The sequence below is a fragment of the Thalassospira sp. MCCC 1A03138 genome (genome assembly GCF_002115785.1).
Lineage (GTDB): Bacteria > Pseudomonadota > Alphaproteobacteria > Rhodospirillales > Thalassospiraceae > Thalassospira.
This window is the reverse complement of sequence record NZ_JFJY01000008.1, coordinates 183,026-199,761: the sequence shown is the minus strand read 5'-3', so window position 1 is coordinate 199,761 and position 16,736 is coordinate 183,026. Positions and strand designations below refer to the sequence as shown.

The window sequence follows — 16,736 nt, the reverse complement described above, 5'->3', positions numbered from 1 at the left end:
AGTTTGCGTGCTAACAGAAGCATCCTAATCCTACCTTGGGGTGTTCGAAAGTGTGTTGAAATTTACCATTGGTTTCCATTGCTTGCCGCAGAGCAAAAAATGCGTCGACTTTGCATGGGCTAGAGACTCGATCTTTGGCGGACTTTGGAATAATCTCCGCCGCGATATGAACAGAACTGGATGACTTTTGATGGCGAACGATCCGCTCAGGCTTGTGGTATTTGATTGTGACGGTACGCTGGTTGATAGCCAGCACGCGATTGCGCATTGCATGGATCATGCCTTTGCCGCACATGACCTTGATTGCCCCGGCCTTGAAAAGACACGTACCATCATCGGTCTGAGCCTGCCTGAAGCGATCCGCAAGCTTGCAGCACCGGGCATGATCGATGACGCAATTATTGAAGGTGTCACCGCGGCCTATAAGGCGGCATTCTTTGAATTGCGCCAGACCCCGGATTTTTACGAGCCGCTTTTCCCCGGTGTGCGCGAAATGCTGGCCGAACTTGACACACGCAACTGGCTTTTGGGCGTTGCGACGGGCAAGGCGCGTCGCGGGCTTGATGCCGTGCTGGCGCGCAACGCACTTGAAGGCCGGTTCGTTACCCTTCAGACATGCGACAATCATCCGTCGAAACCCCATCCGTCGATGTTGCACGCCGCCATGGATGAAACCGGCGTGGATGCACCCAACGCGGTGATCATTGGCGATACCGCCTATGATATCGAAATGGGCCGGGCGGCGGGGATGCTGTCGATTGGTGTCAGTTGGGGGTATCACGATATTGAAACGCTGAACAATGCCGGGGCGCATGCCGTGATTGATCATTTCGATCAGCTGCCCGGATTGCTGGAAACCATGTGGGGAACTGGCCGCGATGCTGCCTGAAGCCGATCACAAAGATGACGATCTGAAACCGATCCGGGTGGAAATCACCGTTCCGGTCGAACCGGAATACGCGTTCGAGGCATTCACCAATGGCTTTGGCAATTGGTGGCCGACCGACAGCCATTCGCTAGCGCGTGAAAACTGCAAATTGGTCGAAATCAATCCGGGCCTTGGTGGCAAGATTGTCGAACATGCCAAGGGCCGCGATCCGGTGGTCTGGGGCACTGTCGATATCTGGCAGGCGGGCGAGCATATTGCCTTTACCTGGCATCCCGGCTGGGAAGAGGGGGCCTATACCCGCATCAGCGTCACGTTCGAACAGAATGCCTTTGGCCGCTGTGTGATCCGGCTCAAGCATTGGGACTGGAAAAATCTGGGCGAAATCGCCCCGATGGTCCGCGACGGCTATGAAAGCGGCTGGAAATATGTTTTCGAACAGTGCTTTGCCAATTACCTGACGGCCAAGCGCCACTGACTGCTTTTAAAGCAGGCCATATTCCATCAGGTCACGGCGCAGGCGGATCGGATCGCGGAACCAGTGGGTGGCAAAGCCCATTTCGCGCGCCTGCTGAATGTTCTTTTCACTGTCATCGATAAACAGGGTCTGGCGCGGATCAAGTTTGAAGCGTGCGGCCGTCAGATCGAAAATCTGTGGATCGGGCTTGGCCAGTTTTTCCTGACCCGATACCAGAATGCCTTCGAAATGGCTCAGGAAACCGAACCGTTCAATCGCGTGCGGCCATGTATCCGCCGACCAGTTGGTCAGCGCAAACAAACGTACATTGCCGCGTGATTTCAGTTCTTCAAGGATATGAACGGTGCGGTCAATCGACCCCTTCATCATTTCCGGCCAGCGGTCCATCCATGCCGCGATCTGGTCGCTATATTCCGGATAGCGATGCTGAAGATCGGGGATCGATTTGGCAAAGCGAAGCGCACCCTTGTCATGCAGGAAATTCCAGTGCGGATGACAGATTTCGGTCAGGAAACGTTCCATTTCGGCCGGGTCGGTGAAAATCTTGCGATACAGATGCCGTGGGTCCCAATCGACCAGAACGCCGCCCAGATCAAAAAGAACCGTTTCGATAGTACGCATGATTTCCTCGGATGATTGGGAACAGGATCGACGTTTGGCTGTTAAAGCAGGCAACAGCAGACAGGGCAAGGGGACATTTGCATGACAATTGCCAGGATGCCGGTACAAAGGGTTGATCTGTAACGGGTTTGAGTGCGTACTCTTTGGGGTGACAGGGATTTATGACGCGAGTGTGATTTGCAAATTCTTCGCTTCTTGCGAAATGAAGACGCGAAGAGCATCATGCCAAATGCAACCTGATAAAACGCCTGATCGTAACAAGACAGAGGAGGCTTGAATATGTGCACGCTTGACGGATGTGGCGTAAACGACCATCTCGGCCCGCCGCCGAAGGCCACGGATGAAGATCGTCGTCTGTTCCTTAAAGGCGCGGTTGCCTTGCCGCTTGCGGTTATTCTGGCCGATCCGATTTTGGCCCATGCCGCCGGATCGACATTGTCCCCCGTGACCATCACTACGCCGGGCGGGGAAAAAATGACCGCCGAAATCGCCATGCCGGCAACCCTTCCGGCCCCGACCGTCATTCTGATCCATGAATGGTGGGGCCTTAATGATCAGATCCGCGCGGTTGCGGCAGAATATGCCAAGCAGGGTTATATCGCGCTTGCGGTTGATCTGTATGGCAAGCCACCCGCAACCACGGCCGACGGCGCAAAGGCGCTGATGTCGGGGGTCAATCCGGCGATTGCCACCGAAAAATTGCAGGAAGCCGTCAAATTCCTTAAAAATCACAAGGATTCAACCGGCAAGGTGGGAACGGTTGGCTGGTGCTTTGGTGGTGGCTGGTCGCTCAATACCGCGCTTGCCGCCGATGTCGATGCGGTTGTTGTCTATTACGGCAATGTCAAAAAGACCGCCGAGCAGGTTTCAACCCTGAACGCGCCGCTGATGGGGCATTTCGGCACCCTTGATAAAAGCATCAACAAATCGATGGTCAACGGGTTCGAGGAATCCCTCAAGGAAGCCGGGAAAACCGATTACCAGATTTTCTGGTACGAGGCCGACCACGCCTTTGCCAATCCGACCGGTGGCCGTTATGACGCCGAGGATGCCAAACTGGCGTGGGAACGCACGATGGGTTTCTTTGACGCCCATCTGTCCTAAGGCTTTATCGCAATCGCCAGAACATCAAAAGGCCGGGGTTTTCCCGGCCTTTTGTGTGCCCAAGCGGTGCGACGAAGCTCTTAATTGGTCGGATTTCCGCGATTGGCCCATTTGGTGGACCGGCGTTCGATGATGTTAAACAGCTCGTACATCGCAATCCCCATCACCGCGATCACCAGCAACCCGGCAAACACCAGCGGCATGTTGAATTTCGATGATGCCGACAACATCAGATAGCCAACACCAAGGTTTGATGCGACGGTTTCGGAAATCACCGAACCGACAAAGGCCAGCGTGATCGCAACCTTGAGCGATGCAAAGAAATAGGGCATGGCGCGAGGGAAGCCGACCTTGACCAGAATATCGCGCCGGGTCGCGCCAAGGGATCGCAACACATCGCGCAATTCGGGTTCAAGCGTTGCCAGTCCCGTCGCCACATTGACCACAATCGGGAAGAACGAAATCAGGAATGCGGTGATGATCGCGGGCACCGTACCGATGCCAAACCACATGACAAGAACCGGGACCAGTGCCACCTTTGGCACCGAATTGAACCCGACCAGAAGCGGGTTGGCCGCGTCATAAACCGCCTTGCTGGACCCGACAAGCGCGCCCAGAACCACGCCAAACACAACCGCAATGGCAAAGCCCGCCAGGGTCGTATAAAGCGTATGAACCGCATGCATCCAGATCGCACCGCGGAAATCCCAGCCGACCATGATGCTTTCCGACGGTGTCGGCAGGATATAGACCGGAATATTGAAAATCCGGACAATCAGTTCCCAGATCACGAAAAGCCCGATTGCACTGATCCAGGGAGTGGCTTTGGAGAGGTCTTTTTTCTTGGCCATGATGCTTTCAACCTTCCCTTATGCCGCGCGCACGTCACGGATGTGACTGCGCAATTCGTGGACCAGATCGGTGAAGGGCTGCGTGAATGTCGTTTCCTGATCGCGCGGGCGGGGTAGGGTGTTTTCACGCTGGACCAAAATCGTACCCGGGCGCTTGGACATCACATAAATCGTATCGGCGAGATAGGCTGCTTCGCGCAGATCATGGGTCACCAGGATCACTGTAAAGGGCCGCACCATCCAAAGATTTTGCAGGATGTCCCAAAGCTCTTCGCGGGTGAAGGCATCAAGGGCACCGAACGGCTCGTCCAGCATCAGAAGATCGGGTTCATGGATCAGCGACCGGCAAAGCGATGCGCGTTGCTGCATCCCGCCTGACAATTCCCACGGGTATTTGTCTTCGTGCCCGGCAAGCCCGACACTGGCCAGAAGCTTTCGCGCGCGGTCTTCATATTCGGTCCGATGCTTGCGCAGGCGGTTGCGATGCGGTTTGACGATTTCCATCGGCAGCAGGACGTTATCAAGGGTCGTGCGCCATGGCAGAAGGGTCGGGTTCTGGAATGCCATGCCGACGATCTTGAGCGGCCCGGAAACTTCCTTGTTATCGACGATAACCGTGCCTTCGCTGGGGGGCATCAATCCCGATACCAGTTTCAGCAGCGATGACTTGCCACATCCCGAAGGACCGACAACGGCAATGAATTCGCCCTTGTTGATCTTCATGTTTGTTGTTTCCAATGCCAGATCGTCACCTTCGCTGTAACGAAGCCGGACATTGTCGAGTTCGACAAAGCTTTTCGACACGGCAGTCATCCCCCTGCGTATCCTGATGATTTATTATGTATCGGGGCCGGTTTGCCCGGCCCCGTTTGCGTGGTCTGAAGTGCCGGTTATTTCAGCATCCGGTCTTTTTCACCGGGCATGAAAATGTCGGTGAAGATGTCCGCAACACTCGGCTTGTTTTCAATGCCAAATGCCAGGCTGACCTGATCAATCGCCTTGTTCATGCGATCAGTCTTGATCTGGCCCATGCCTTCTTTAAGGGTTACTTCGGTGACGACGTTGTCATCAATCGTCATCTGAAGGCGCTGCAATTCAAGGGCCGGGTCAATCAGCGGATCGGTTTCCTTAAGTGCTGCAATGGCTTCTTCGGGGTTGGCAATCGCATCACGCCATCCCTTGACGACCGCACGCAGGAACGCACGCAGTTCTTCCGGATGGTTTTCCATCATGTCGGCCGATGCGATCATCGCATTGCCATAGAAATCCATGCCGTAATCGAAATATTTGAAAACGGTCAGGTCATCCTTTGAAATGCCCTGTGCCTGAAGGTTCAGGATCGACGTGAAATAGTGCCCCGTGATCGCATCCACGTCACCACGCACCAGCATCGGTTCGCGCAGCGGCGGGTCCATGCTTTCCCATTTGACGTCATCAAGCTTAAGCCCGGTTGCCTGTGCAAAGGCCGGGAACAGCTTGCGTGATGCATCGAACACCGGCGCGCCAAGCGTTTTGCCAATCAGGTCTTCTGGGTTGGTGATGCCGCTTTTTTTCAGCATGAAAAGCGAGAAGGGCGGGCGGTCATAAACCATGAAGATCGACTTCATCGCGCGATCGGGGTTCGATGCATTGAATTCCAGCATCGAGTTGATATCGGCAAATCCGACATCATAGGCGCCACTGGCAACGCGTGTGATCGAACCAACCGAGCCGTTGCCGGAATCAATCGTGACATCAAGGCCTTCATCGTCGAAATAGCCCTTTTTCTTTGCCAGCACATAGGGTGCTGCCGGGCCTTCGAATTTCCAGTCGAGTGTGAATTTGATCGCCATCTGGGCCATGGCGGATTGCGCACCAAGTGCAACGGCAATGCCGACGGTCGCGCCAAGTAGTCGCGCTTTAAGTCTCACCATTAATGAAGCCTCCTGTTTCGGGTCTTTTTGACGACCCATTGACCGAATGATACCCCTGATCGCACAGCAATGCCTGTGCCAAATCCCTTTTTTCTCGGTTTTCCTGATATGAAGGGACCGTTACGGGCAGAGTACGGTTGTTTAATAAATGGTCAATGGGGTAAATTGACCAAAAATTATACAGTAATTATTGATAATCGCCTTTGAAGATGGCGGTCCCATCAAATCGCTTGCACATGGAAACGGATTTGGGCATATCGCCATCATGCTTACAAAATCGATCAACCGTTTTTATAAAAAAGCCGAAGCCGTGCGCGACGAAGATGCGCAGGGCTGGCGTATTCATCTGGACGGAAGGCCTGTAAAATCGCCGTCCAAGGCCGAATTCGTATTGCCCGCCGAACGGCTGGCGCATGAAATTGCGGCTGAATGGGATGCGCAGGGCGAAAAGGTTCTGCCGACCACGATGCCGATCATGCAACTGGCCGCGACCGCGATTGACCGGGTGCGCCCGCACCGGTTTGCGGTGATTGCGGAGCTGACCGGGTTTGGCCGGTCTGACCTGTTATGCTATCGCGCATCTTTCCCCGATGATCTTGTGCGCCAGCAGGCCGAAGCATGGCAGCCGTTAATTGACTGGGCGCATCATGAACTGGGTATTTCGCTGAAAGTGACCGAGGGCGTCATGCCGATCACGCAGGAAGACGAGGCCCTTCTGCGCATACAGGACGAGGTCGAGGCGCTTGATGATTACCATCTGACAGCCCTTCACACCCTGACGACGGTTTCGGGATCGGTCATCATCGGTCTGGCAACCCTGCGGCGCCGGATCAGTGCCGAACAGGCGTTTGAAGTTTCCCAGCTTGATGAAAACTATTCCATCGAACATTGGGGGGCCGACGCCGAAGCCGTCGCGCGCCGCGAACGTCATCGGGCCGAACTGCTGGCCGCGGGGCGGTATCTTGATCTGATCGGGCAGCGATAAACATTCGTTGCCCTGATCAATTCATCCATTTCGCGATCATTCTGTGCTGTACGGCTGCCTGTGCCGCCATCCGGTAATAGGACAGCAATTCGCGCATTGGTGATGACATCCGGTCAAAGCCGGAAATGAAGGCGACAATAATCCCGACCGATGTTTCGCCCTTGATCGCAAGATAACCACCGACGACCAGCACGCAAAGCGGGGCAAGGGCATTCAGCAGATTGATCAGGGTTTTCATCCCGAACTTGAGGATGAAAAACCACATGCGGTTGTTATAAAGATAACTGATGCCGCGATGGATCGGATCCAGAAGTTCCTTGTGATCGTCATCTTCGCCGGGGTGGAGTTCGCTTAGCTCGTCGCTGATTTCGCGCATTTTTTCCACGCGCTTTTCAATCAGCCGGTTGATCTGTTTTTGAATGACGGGCACCAGTGCGATTTGCGGGATCAGGGCAAGAATGCCGATCAGACCAATGATCGGCTCGACACTGACCATATAGCCGATCCCGAAAATCAGCATCCCGGCATTGACGACCGGCTGCGAAAGGCCATCGCCCACAAACCCGCCGAGTTTTTCGATTTCCGATCCGATGATCGATACCGCCCGACCGTTTTCGCCTTCGCCATTGCCGGTGCGGTCTTCGGCGTAAAGGCGGCTGAGATGGCGGCGGTTATGACGGATCGCACTTTCACTGAGCCAGCCTTCGTAAATCCGAAGCGTGAATTTGGCTGCCGACTGCACCAGCACCACCGCCAGATAGATCACCGCCAGCACGGTCAGAAGCGACATGTCCTGTTTGCTGATCGCATCATCGACAAGCCTGCGTTGCAGTTCCAGCGGCACAATGCCAAGGACGGCAACCGATATGGCAATCAGGCAGACAACGATCTGGTGCCGGCCGCTCATCAGCCAGATATAACGCCATAAGGATTGCGCAGGGCGATCATCGCCGGTGGATTTCGGCTCGTGCGGGCGGATGCGAAACAGATTCATGAAAGGACCGTTCTGGTGGATATCATAAGGCCTTAACGCGCCAGAACCCGTTTGGTGCCCGCACCGTTCGAAATGCCGGAATTTCCCGACCGGCTTCTAGACTTTAGACCAGCCCGCCCACACATATCGCAATGACGTTAGGGAAATCAGGCCTTTGCGGGCCATTTTGTTCCTGTACCAGACTGTGAAAAATAATTGGCATTCCAGTACCGAATAATGCTATTTCAATTCATCATTCAGATTGCATCACCGGCATGACCATCGTCATGAATGCATTCCGGGCGGCCCAAAATAAGGATCACGCAATATGCAGGATATTATCGCCAAGCTCGAAGCCAAACGCGTAGAGGCGGCCATGGGCGGCGGCCAGCGCCGCATCGACAATCAGCATGCCAAGGGCAAACTGACCGCGCGCGAACGGCTTGATGTGCTTCTTGACGAAGGCTCGTTCGAGGAATGGGACATGTTTGTCGAACATGATTGCGTTGATTTCGGTATGACCGAAAACCGCATTCCGGGCGATGGCGTGGTCACCGGGCATGGCACGATCAATGGCCGTCTGGTGTTTGTCTTTTCACAGGATTTCACCGTGTTCGGTGGTGCGCTTTCGGGGGCGCATGCACGCAAGATCTGCAAGATCATGGATCAGGCGATGAAAGTCGGCGCACCGGTGATCGGGCTTAACGATTCCGGCGGTGCGCGTATTCAGGAAGGTGTCGAAAGCCTTGCCGGTTATGCCGATGTGTTCCAGCGCAATGTCGAGGCATCCGGTGTTATCCCGCAGATTTCCCTGATCATGGGGCCGTGCGCGGGCGGGGCGGTCTATAGCCCGGCCATGACCGACTTCATTTTCATGGTCAAGGACAGTTCATACATGTTCGTGACCGGCCCGGACGTGGTCAAGACCGTGACGCACGAGGAAGTCACCCACGAGGAACTTGGCGGGGCGATGACCCATACCAGCATTTCCGGTGTGGCCGATCTGGCGTTTGAAAACGATGTTGATCTGCTATTGCAGACCCGCCGTTTCATGGATTTCCTGCCGCTATCCAATAAGGAAAAGCCGCCCGCACGTCTGTGCGAAGACCCGATCATGCGCGATGATTTCTCGCTTGATACGCTGGTCCCTGAAAATCCCAACATGCCCTATGACATGAAGGAACTGATCACAAAGGTCGTGGATGAAGGCGACTTTTATGAAATTCAGCCCGATCATGCCAAAAACATCATTATCGGTATGGCGCGCATGGATGGCCGCACGGTTGGTATCGTTGCCAATCAGCCGATGGTTCTGGCCGGTTGCCTTGATATTGCATCCTCGAAAAAGGCCGCGCGGTTTGTACGGTTCTGTGATGCCTATAACATTCCGATTGTCACCTTTGTCGATGTGCCGGGCTTCATGCCGGGCACCGCACAGGAATATGGCGGCATCATCAAGCACGGTGCCAAACTGCTTTATGCCTATGCCGAGGCGACGGTGCCAAAGGTCACCGTGATTACGCGCAAGGCTTATGGCGGTGCGTACGACGTGATGGCGTCCAAACATCTGCGCGGTGATGTCAACTATGCCTGGCCGACCGCCGAAATCGCGGTGATGGGGCCAAAGGGCGCGGTGGAAATCATTTTCAGGGCCGATATGAACGACCCGGCCAAGATCGAGGCCCGCACCGAAGAATACCGCGAAAAATTTGCCAACCCGTTTGTCGCGGGGCGCAAGGGCTTCATTGATGATGTCATCATGCCGCATGGCACGCGCCGCCGCGTGTGCAAGGCGCTTGGCATGCTGCGCAACAAGGACATCAAAAACCCGGCCCGCAAGCACGGCAACATTCCGCTTTAACCCGCGACGTCAAATTGGGAGCAAACAATATGTTCAAGAAAATCCTGATTGCCAACCGCGGTGAAATTGCCTGCCGCGTGATCAAATCAGCCCGCAAAATGGGCATTGCCACGGTCGCGGTTTATTCCGATGCCGATAAAAATGCCCTGCATGTGCAGATGGCCGACGAAGCCGTGCATATCGGCCCGGCGCCATCCAACCAGTCCTATCTGGTGATTGATAAAATCATCGATGCCTGCAAATCCACCGGGGCCGAGGCCGTCCATCCCGGCTATGGGTTCCTTTCGGAAAATCAGGCATTCGCCAAGGCGCTTGATGCCGCCAAAATCGCCTTCATCGGCCCGCCGGTCGGCGCGATTGCCGCGATGGGTGATAAGATTACGTCCAAGAAAATCGCTTCTGATGCCGGTGTTTCCACCGTTCCGGGCTATATGGGCGTGATCAAGGACACCGACGAGGCGATCAAAATTGCTAATGATGTCGGCTATCCGGTGATGTTGAAGGCGTCGGCTGGTGGTGGTGGCAAGGGCATGCGCATTGCGCGCAACGATGCCGAATGCCGCGAAGGGTTCGAACGCGCCACGTCAGAAGCCGCAAGCTCGTTTGGCGATGATCGCGTCTTTATCGAAAAATTCGTCGAAGAACCGCGCCATATCGAAATTCAGGTGCTTTGCGATAAACATGGTCACGGCATTTACCTTGGCGAACGCGAATGTTCGATTCAGCGCCGTCATCAGAAAGTCGTCGAAGAAGCGCCGTCACCCTTTATCGACCCTGAAACCCGCAAGGCGATGGGTGAACAGGCCGTGGCACTGGCGCATGCGGTGAATTACTGCTCTGCCGGGACGGTGGAATTCATCGTCGATAAGGACAAGAACTTCTACTTCCTTGAAATGAACACCCGTCTTCAGGTCGAACATCCGGTGACCGAGCTGGTGACCGGCGAGGATCTTGTGGAATGGATGATCAAAATCGCCAATGACGAAAAGCTGACGCTCGCGCAGGATGACGTCAAGCTGACCGGATGGGCGATGGAAACCCGCATTTACGCCGAAGACCCGTTCCGTGAATTCCTGCCTTCTACCGGGCGTCTGGTGCGGTATCAGCCCCCGGCTGAAAGCGCATCGGTGCGTGTCGATACCGGTGTCTATGAAGGCGGCGAGATTTCGATGTATTACGACCCGATGGTCGCCAAGCTCGTGACTTACGGCGAAACCCGTGATGATGCGATTGCGGAAATGCGGGCCGCCCTTGATGCCTATTACATTCGCGGTATTTCGCACAATATCCCGTTTGTTGCCGCCGTCATGGCCAATAAACGGTTCCGGTCAGGCAATATCACCACCAATTTCATCGCCGAAGAATATCCCAACGGCTTTTCTGCCGATGATCTGCCCAACGATGATCCGGCGATGCTGGTGGTTGTTGCCGGATACCTCAATCAGCGGGTGGCGGAACGCAATGCGCGGGTGACCGGGCAGGTCAGCGATCATCCGTTGCAGGTTGCCGAAAGCTGGGTCGCGGTATCGGGCGATGATCACACCGCGTTCGATATCGAAATTGACGGTGTTAACAATGACTATATCGTTGCCATCGGGGATCGCAGTTATGGCGTTTCATCCGACTGGAAAATCGGCGATGCGCTGTTTGTCGGCGAAATTGACGGTGCGCCGGTCTGCGTGCAGATCGATGTCGAGGGTGTCGGCTATCGCCTGTCGGCCAACGGCATCCAGCGCAGCTTCAAGGTGATGCTGCCCCGCGTGGCAGAATTGCAAAAACTGATGCCGTTCAAGGCGCCGCCGGACATGTCAAACTTCCTGCTGTCCCCGATGCCGGGGCTGCTCGTCAAGGTATCGGTCACCGAGGGCCAGACCGTCCAGCCGGGCGAGGAACTTTGCATCCTTGAGGCCATGAAAATGGAAAACGTGCTGAAGGCCGAAAGCAAAGGCGTGGTCAAAAAAATCCATGCCGAGCAGGGCGCGAACCTTTCGGTGGATGCGATCATCATCGAGTTTGAAAAAGACGAGGCAGCCTAGGCCGGGTCGTGATCTGATCGGGCATTGACTGAAACGTGATCGGCGTCGGGGGAACATTCCCCCGGCGCTTTTTGTTTCATACCTGTTCGATCGGACGGGTTTGCAACCCCTTTCGAACAGTTGCAACGCATATTAAATACAGAAAACGGGGCTTTACGGCGATTTCCGGCTAACCTATGGTCGCGGATTGAGGCCCAATTCTTTGACATGGCCATCCAATAACAAGAAACGAGGGCTTGGAATGACCTATAAACTGATTGCCTTTGATGGCGACGATACGCTGTGGCACAACGAACCGCTGTTTCGTGACGCCCATATCCGCCTGCGCGAAATGCTTTCGCATTATGGCGATGCCGATACGGTGAATGATCGGCTCTATCAGGCGGAACTGGCCAATCTTTCGATCTATGGATACGGCATCACGGGCTTTACCCTGTCGATGATCGAAACCGCGATCGAACTTTCCGACAAGAAAATAAGTGCGGCCGAAATTCATGAACTGGCCGAAATCGGCAAATCGATGCTGCGCGCGCCGACCCGCCTTATTGAAGGGGCCGAGGATGTTTTGCGCCATTATGCCGCCCATCCGGATCGCAAGGTTGTCCTGATCACCAAGGGCGATTTGATCGCCCAGCAGCTTAAAATCGAGCGTTCCGGCCTCGAAAGCCTGTTTGCCGGGGTCGAGATCGTGTCGGAAAAGGACCCGCTGACCTATCGCAATATCTTTGGCCGCTATGGTGTGGAGCCATCCGAGGCGGTGATGATCGGCAACTCGTTAAAGTCCGACATCCTGCCCGTCCTTGCGTGCGGCGGGTCTGCGATCCACATTCCCTATGAAATCACATGGGTCCACGAAATGGTCGATCAGACGGAAATCGATAATGATCATTTCGTCACGGTCGAAAGCATCGCCGAGGTGCCCGAAAGCATCGAGAAACTTGAAGAGGACCTGCCTGCCTATGGCACGGTCGGGAGTATGGAAAATGTCTGATTGCGCCGGTTCGGAAATGTCGACCGAAGCATCCCTTGCCAATGGCCCTGCGGCAAATCTTGATCCGCAGACCAAGCTGGAACTTGAAGCCGCAGCCTTTCGCGGGCTTGTGCAGCATCTTCAGGACCGCAAGGATGTGCAGAATATCGATCTGATGAACCTTGCGGGTTTCTGCCGAAACTGCCTTGCCAAATGGTATCTGGCAGCGGCACGTGAACGCAGCGTTCCGATGGATTATGATGGTGCGCGAGAAGTCGTTTACGGCATGACCTATGATGAATGGAAAGACAATCATCAGGCTCCGGCAAGCGCCGAACAGAAACAGAAGTTTCAGGACACCGCCCATCTGCACGCCAATATCCCCGGCGCGAAATAAAAGTCGCGAAGTAAACATCACATCAAAGGATGTTGTCATGACCACCACCGAACCCGACCCGCAAACCGGCACCGGAAACATTTCCGTTCATGCCCGGATTGAAGGCCGGGTGCAGGGCGTGTGGTATCGCGCCTGGACGGTCGAGGAAGCGCGCAAGCGTGATCTGACCGGCTGGGTGCGCAACCGTGTGGATGGCACGGTCGAAGCTCTGTTTTGTGGCCCGGTGGCCGGGGTGCAATCCATGATTGCCGCCTGTCATGACGGCCCGACGCATGCCAATGTCACCCGCGTGCATGAGGAACCCGGGCTTGAAGACGGGTTCACCACTTTTGAAAAACGCCCGACTGTCTGACTGCGGGCCGCCGGATTGGCGCCTTTATCCAATCGCGTTCAAAGCCTTTTTCCGCCCCGATGCAGAAAAAGGCTTTTTCTTTGGTGCGGTGCGGTGGCATGCTCTTGCAATCCTGTCCGGCTGGTCAGCCCGCTATTTTGCGTATCGGGTGTGTGCAGGCCGGATCGGGAACCAAACAGGGAGAATACAAAGATGAAATTGACGACGAAATCATTTGGCGTTGCCGTTCTTCTGGCGGGTTCGGCCTTTGGCGCGTTTGGCGCACAGGCACAGGAACCGGCACAGAATGACGGTCTGAACGCGTCGCTTTGGTATCAGACCTCGGTCGAATACAAAACCACCGCCCTTTCGGTTTATGCCGGTGCGCAGCGTCTTCTCGATGCCGCGATTGGGGATCATGGCTGGACCGCGGCCCTTGAACAGGATGGCAATTATTCCGCCAAGCCGCCGGCGATCATCCTTGATGTTGATGAAACCGTGCTCGATAACTCGGCCTATCAGTCATGGGTTGTGACGGCCAATACGTCTTACAGCTCCAAAACCTGGGCGGCATTTGTCGAAGATGCGATTTCAACCCCGACGCCGGGCGCGCTGGAACTGACCAAGGCCGCGGCTGACAAGGGCGTTGAAGTCTTCTATGTCACCAACCGCAAGGCTGCCGAAGAAGCCGCGACCATCAAAAACCTCCAGGAATACGGTTTCCCTTACGCCGATGCGGACCATGTGATGGTGCGCGGTGAAAAGGAAGAATGGGGTTCCGCCAAGGCCACCCGCCGTGCGGCCGTTGCGGCTGATTTCCGTGTCATCATGATGTTTGGCGATAACTTCGGCGATTTCACCGACGATATTGACGGCTCCATCGACGAACGCCTTGAAGTCATGGACAAATACGCGACCTATTGGGGTGAACGCTGGTTCATGCTGCCGAACCCGACCTATGGGTCATGGGAATCCGCGGCATTCGGCAATGACTGGAAAAAATCCCCCGAAGCCCGCCGTCAGGACAAGCTTGACGCGCTCAATAGCTGGTCCGGCCCGAAAGAATAATTTCTTTCGTATCTGACGATAGAAAGGGGGCGTGCCATGATCGGCGCGCCCCTTATTTCATGACCCAGCGGAATGCGCGTTTAAGCTCGGCGGTGCCGTTGTGATCGTACCAGCGGCCATGCGCGATAATCACCCGTTCCGGTGCCCAGTCGATCATCTGATTTACCGCCTTGCGAAGACTTTCCCTGTGTCCGGCAAAGGTCATGCGCATATCGCGCGGCGCGCAGCCATCCGGATCCATCGAGCCAAATATCCGGACCAGCCACCGCCAGATCGGGCTTTTGATCTTGTGGGATTCGAAATTCTCGATCAGGTCGGTCAGGATCAGGGTGTTTGATTTCGGGTGGTAAAATACCGCCTCGGACAAATAACCGCCGCGCACCATCACCTGTTTGATTTCATCCGCCCATTCCGGTTCGGCAGTATCGGCAAGTTCGGCATCAAACGATACCGTCATGCCGACCGATTTCGCGCGTTTGATCACACCGGGCGCACAGAAACTTTGCGCTGCCGGATAGGCCGCCTGCCATTCCGGCACTCCGGCATAATGAATGGTGTTGGGTGCAATCAGGCAGGCAACTTCGCCCAGTGCATCAACACGGGCCTTGAGCCTCGCCGTCAAACGGATCGGTGAATGGATAAACAGCTTGCCTGACGCCAGCCGGATGATCGTCATCCGGGTCGGAAACGGCAGTTTCATGCCGAGATACTGAAACCCGATCACCGGGCCATCCACGATCCAGATATCGTCCCCGACGGCCTTGGGAACGTTTAGCGGATCATAGGTATCAATCGAAAACATCGCGGACCTTTTTGGGATGGGGTCGCTGGCTTTTGGGGCTATTTCACGATCTTGCCGGGGTTGAGCATACCATCTGGATCAATCGCATCCTTGACCACGCGCAATAATTTCATCTTTTCCGGGCTGGCATAGCGGGCCAGTTCATCAAGCTTCAGCTTGCCAATGCCATGTTCGGCACTGATCGATCCGCCAAGATCGGCAACAATGTCATGGATCAGGCGGTTTAACGTTTCCCAGCAATCGAGAAACGCCTGTTTTTCCATCTCGACCGGCTGGGTGAAGTTGAAATGGATATTGCCATCGCCGACATGGCCAAACGGGCAGGGGCGAATGCCCGGAATGAAATCACCGGCTGCGGCCATGCCGCGTGTCAGCAATTCCGGCACCCTGGAAACCGGAACCGAAACATCATGCTTGATGCTGCCGCCTTCAAACCCCTGTGCCTCGGGGATGCCTTCGCGGATCGCCCAAAGATTGGCGCGCTGGGCCTCGGACTGTGCCAATGTCGCATCGCTGGCAAGGCCTGCCTCAAGGGCGCTTTCGAGAAGGTCGCTTAGAACCTCGTTCAGGTCATCCTTGGGCCGCGACGAGGTCAGTTCGATCATCACATACCAGTCCGAGGGGGCGGCAAGCGGGGCGGATAGCCCCGGCAAATGGGCGACTGCCATATCATGGGCAAAGCCGCACAACAGCTCGAACGCGGCAATCGCATCACCGCTTTCACGCCGTGCAAGCGCCAGAAGATCAAGGGCGGCATCGGGGCTGGGGACAGCCACCCACGCGGTCGCGACATGGCGCGGCTTGGGAAACAGTTTCAGCGTTGCCTTGGTGATAATGCCAAGGGTGCCTTCGGACCCGACAAACAGATCGCGCAGATCATAACCGGTATTGTCCTTGCGCAGGGACGACAGGCCGTTCCACACGCTGCCATCGGGCAGAACGACTTCAAGCCCCAGAACCAGATCGCGCGCATTGCCATAACGAATGACGTTCAGCCCGCCCGCATTGGTCGCAAGATTGCCGCCAATCTGGCAGGAACCCTCCGACCCAAGGCTTAGGGGGAAAAGAAGGTCACGGTCGCCTGCCGCATCCTGCAAGGTTTGCAGGATCGCACCGGCCTCGACCGTTGCAGTGAAATCGCGGGCATCGATTTCGATGATCCGGTTCATCCGCTTCAGGTTCAGGATCACCTCGGCCGCATTGGCAACCGCGCCGCCGCATCGCCCGGTATTGCCGCCCTGGGGCACAATCGCAATGCCATGCGTTGCACAGATCGCGACACATTTGGCGACTTCGTCGGTATTGGCCGGATAAAGTACCATGCCCGCATCACCGGCAAACTTGCCGCGGGCCTCGGCATTGTGCGTGGCCAGAATATCGGACTCCATGCTCCAGCCTTTCGGGCCAAGGGCATCCTGAAGTTCCTTGATCGCGCTGGCGGGCAGGATGTGCATGGGGCT

17 protein-coding genes are annotated in these 16,736 nt (G+C 55.7%); 10 read left to right on the top strand and 7 right to left on the bottom strand.

Features of this window, described 5'->3' with window-relative positions:
- Positions 1 to 190: 190 nt before the first annotated feature.
- Both TH468_RS16830 and TH468_RS16825 read left to right on the top strand, forming a co-directional pair.
- Positions 191 to 889: an HAD-IA family hydrolase gene (locus TH468_RS16830; RefSeq protein WP_085645751.1), complete on the top strand. Its 699-nt coding sequence runs from the start codon at positions 191 to 193 to the stop codon at positions 887 to 889.
- On the top strand, positions 879 to 1,364 hold the full coding sequence (locus TH468_RS16825) for an SRPBCC domain-containing protein (protein ID WP_085645750.1): 486 nt from the start codon (positions 879 to 881) through the stop codon (positions 1,362 to 1,364). The genes TH468_RS16830 and TH468_RS16825 overlap by 11 nt, the downstream gene beginning before the upstream one ends.
- A gap of 6 nt (positions 1,365 to 1,370) precedes the next feature.
- Here the strand turns inward: TH468_RS16825 and TH468_RS16820 are convergent, their stop codons facing one another.
- A complete protein-coding gene (locus TH468_RS16820; protein WP_085645749.1) occupies positions 1,371 to 1,985 on the bottom strand; it encodes an HAD family phosphatase in 615 nt (204 codons plus the stop codon).
- 279 nt (positions 1,986 to 2,264) lie between these two features.
- Here TH468_RS16820 and TH468_RS16815 point away from each other — a divergent pair, with 279 nt between their 5' ends.
- Positions 2,265 to 3,089, top strand: a complete 825-nt coding sequence (locus TH468_RS16815; RefSeq protein ID WP_085645748.1) for a dienelactone hydrolase family protein — start codon at positions 2,265 to 2,267, stop codon at positions 3,087 to 3,089.
- Between the two features lie 80 nt (positions 3,090 to 3,169).
- On the opposite strand, the gene TH468_RS16810 is transcribed toward TH468_RS16815, so the two are convergent.
- The 3 genes from TH468_RS16810 to TH468_RS16800 all read right to left on the bottom strand — a co-directional run bounded on the left by TH468_RS16810 (position 3,170) and on the right by TH468_RS16800 (position 5,853).
- Entirely contained in the window at positions 3,170 to 3,940 is a 771-nt protein-coding gene (locus tag TH468_RS16810; RefSeq protein ID WP_007091468.1) for an ABC transporter permease, read from the bottom strand.
- An 18-nt stretch (positions 3,941 to 3,958) separates the two neighbouring features.
- Complete coding sequence (locus TH468_RS16805; RefSeq protein WP_085645747.1) at positions 3,959 to 4,753, bottom strand: ABC transporter ATP-binding protein; 795 nt, start codon at positions 4,751 to 4,753, stop codon at positions 3,959 to 3,961.
- A gap of 77 nt (positions 4,754 to 4,830) precedes the next feature.
- Complete coding sequence (locus TH468_RS16800; protein WP_085645780.1) at positions 4,831 to 5,853, bottom strand: ABC transporter substrate-binding protein; 1,023 nt, start codon at positions 5,851 to 5,853, stop codon at positions 4,831 to 4,833.
- 265 nt (positions 5,854 to 6,118) lie between these two features.
- Between TH468_RS16800 and TH468_RS16795 the strand changes: the two genes are divergently transcribed.
- Entirely contained in the window at positions 6,119 to 6,838 is a 720-nt protein-coding gene (locus TH468_RS16795) for an ATP12 family chaperone protein (protein WP_246832371.1), read from the top strand.
- Between the two features lie 16 nt (positions 6,839 to 6,854).
- Here the strand turns inward: TH468_RS16795 and TH468_RS16790 are convergent, their stop codons facing one another.
- Positions 6,855 to 7,832, bottom strand: coding sequence for an ABC transporter ATP-binding protein (locus tag TH468_RS16790; RefSeq protein ID WP_085645745.1), 978 nt, complete (start codon positions 7,830 to 7,832; stop codon positions 6,855 to 6,857).
- A gap of 307 nt (positions 7,833 to 8,139) precedes the next feature.
- On the opposite strand from TH468_RS16790, the gene TH468_RS16785 reads away from it, so the two are divergent.
- The 6 genes from TH468_RS16785 (at position 8,140) to TH468_RS16760 (ending at position 14,474) form a co-directional block, all read left to right on the top strand.
- Complete coding sequence (locus TH468_RS16785) at positions 8,140 to 9,672, top strand: acyl-CoA carboxylase subunit beta (protein ID WP_085645744.1); 1,533 nt, start codon at positions 8,140 to 8,142, stop codon at positions 9,670 to 9,672.
- A gap of 29 nt (positions 9,673 to 9,701) precedes the next feature.
- The gene (gene accC / locus TH468_RS16780; RefSeq protein ID WP_085645743.1) at positions 9,702 to 11,708 is read left to right on the top strand and encodes an acetyl-CoA carboxylase biotin carboxylase subunit; all 2,007 of its coding nucleotides are present in this window, start codon (positions 9,702 to 9,704) and stop codon (positions 11,706 to 11,708) included.
- Positions 11,709 to 11,949: 241 nt separating this feature from the next.
- Positions 11,950 to 12,699 (top strand): HAD family hydrolase, encoded by a 750-nt coding sequence (locus TH468_RS16775; RefSeq protein ID WP_062958934.1) that lies wholly within the window; start codon positions 11,950 to 11,952, stop codon positions 12,697 to 12,699.
- A 16-nt stretch (positions 12,700 to 12,715) separates the two neighbouring features.
- Entirely contained in the window at positions 12,716 to 13,075 is a 360-nt protein-coding gene (locus TH468_RS16770) for a DUF1244 domain-containing protein (RefSeq protein ID WP_062952521.1), read from the top strand.
- 37 nt (positions 13,076 to 13,112) lie between these two features.
- Positions 13,113 to 13,427 carry an acylphosphatase gene (locus tag TH468_RS16765; protein ID WP_085645742.1) on the top strand — a complete coding sequence of 105 codons (315 nt, stop codon included), beginning with the start codon at positions 13,113 to 13,115 and terminating at the stop codon, positions 13,425 to 13,427.
- Positions 13,428 to 13,619: 192 nt separating this feature from the next.
- A complete protein-coding gene (locus tag TH468_RS16760) occupies positions 13,620 to 14,474 on the top strand; it encodes a 5'-nucleotidase, lipoprotein e(P4) family (protein WP_085645741.1) in 855 nt (284 codons plus the stop codon).
- A 52-nt stretch (positions 14,475 to 14,526) separates the two neighbouring features.
- Here TH468_RS16760 and TH468_RS16755 read toward each other — a convergent pair whose 3' ends face one another.
- Positions 14,527 to 15,276 (bottom strand): DUF4336 domain-containing protein, encoded by a 750-nt coding sequence (locus TH468_RS16755; protein WP_085645740.1) that lies wholly within the window; start codon positions 15,274 to 15,276, stop codon positions 14,527 to 14,529.
- Between the two features lie 38 nt (positions 15,277 to 15,314).
- Positions 15,315 to 16,730, bottom strand: coding sequence for an FAD-binding oxidoreductase (locus TH468_RS16750; RefSeq protein WP_085645739.1), 1,416 nt, complete (start codon positions 16,728 to 16,730; stop codon positions 15,315 to 15,317).
- Positions 16,731 to 16,736: the final 6 nt, after the last annotated feature.

What these genes read in the sequence shown, in the direction of transcription:
- TH468_RS16770 (WP_062952521.1), top strand. Translation starts at nt 12,716, where the DNA reads ATGTCGACCGAAGCATCCCTTGCCAATGGCCCTGCGGCAAATCTTGAT.
- TH468_RS16750 (WP_085645739.1), bottom strand. Translation starts at nt 16,730, where the DNA reads ATGCACATCCTGCCCGCCAGCGCGATCAAGGAACTTCAGGATGCCCTT.
- TH468_RS16825 (WP_085645750.1), top strand. Translation starts at nt 879, where the DNA reads ATGCTGCCTGAAGCCGATCACAAAGATGACGATCTGAAACCGATCCGG.
- TH468_RS16790 (WP_085645745.1), bottom strand. Translation starts at nt 7,832, where the DNA reads ATGAATCTGTTTCGCATCCGCCCGCACGAGCCGAAATCCACCGGCGAT.
- TH468_RS16800 (WP_085645780.1), bottom strand. Translation starts at nt 5,853, where the DNA reads ATGGTGAGACTTAAAGCGCGACTACTTGGCGCGACCGTCGGCATTGCC.
- TH468_RS16785 (WP_085645744.1), top strand. Translation starts at nt 8,140, where the DNA reads ATGCAGGATATTATCGCCAAGCTCGAAGCCAAACGCGTAGAGGCGGCC.
- TH468_RS16760 (WP_085645741.1), top strand. Translation starts at nt 13,620, where the DNA reads ATGAAATTGACGACGAAATCATTTGGCGTTGCCGTTCTTCTGGCGGGT.
- TH468_RS16765 (WP_085645742.1), top strand. Translation starts at nt 13,113, where the DNA reads ATGACCACCACCGAACCCGACCCGCAAACCGGCACCGGAAACATTTCC.
- TH468_RS16805 (WP_085645747.1), bottom strand. Translation starts at nt 4,753, where the DNA reads ATGACTGCCGTGTCGAAAAGCTTTGTCGAACTCGACAATGTCCGGCTT.
- TH468_RS16795 (WP_246832371.1), top strand. Translation starts at nt 6,119, where the DNA reads ATGCTTACAAAATCGATCAACCGTTTTTATAAAAAAGCCGAAGCCGTG.
- TH468_RS16820 (WP_085645749.1), bottom strand. Translation starts at nt 1,985, where the DNA reads ATGCGTACTATCGAAACGGTTCTTTTTGATCTGGGCGGCGTTCTGGTC.
- TH468_RS16775 (WP_062958934.1), top strand. Translation starts at nt 11,950, where the DNA reads ATGACCTATAAACTGATTGCCTTTGATGGCGACGATACGCTGTGGCAC.
- TH468_RS16810 (WP_007091468.1), bottom strand. Translation starts at nt 3,940, where the DNA reads ATGGCCAAGAAAAAAGACCTCTCCAAAGCCACTCCCTGGATCAGTGCA.
- accC (WP_085645743.1), top strand. Translation starts at nt 9,702, where the DNA reads ATGTTCAAGAAAATCCTGATTGCCAACCGCGGTGAAATTGCCTGCCGC.
- TH468_RS16830 (WP_085645751.1), top strand. Translation starts at nt 191, where the DNA reads ATGGCGAACGATCCGCTCAGGCTTGTGGTATTTGATTGTGACGGTACG.
- TH468_RS16755 (WP_085645740.1), bottom strand. Translation starts at nt 15,276, where the DNA reads ATGTTTTCGATTGATACCTATGATCCGCTAAACGTTCCCAAGGCCGTC.
- TH468_RS16815 (WP_085645748.1), top strand. Translation starts at nt 2,265, where the DNA reads ATGTGCACGCTTGACGGATGTGGCGTAAACGACCATCTCGGCCCGCCG.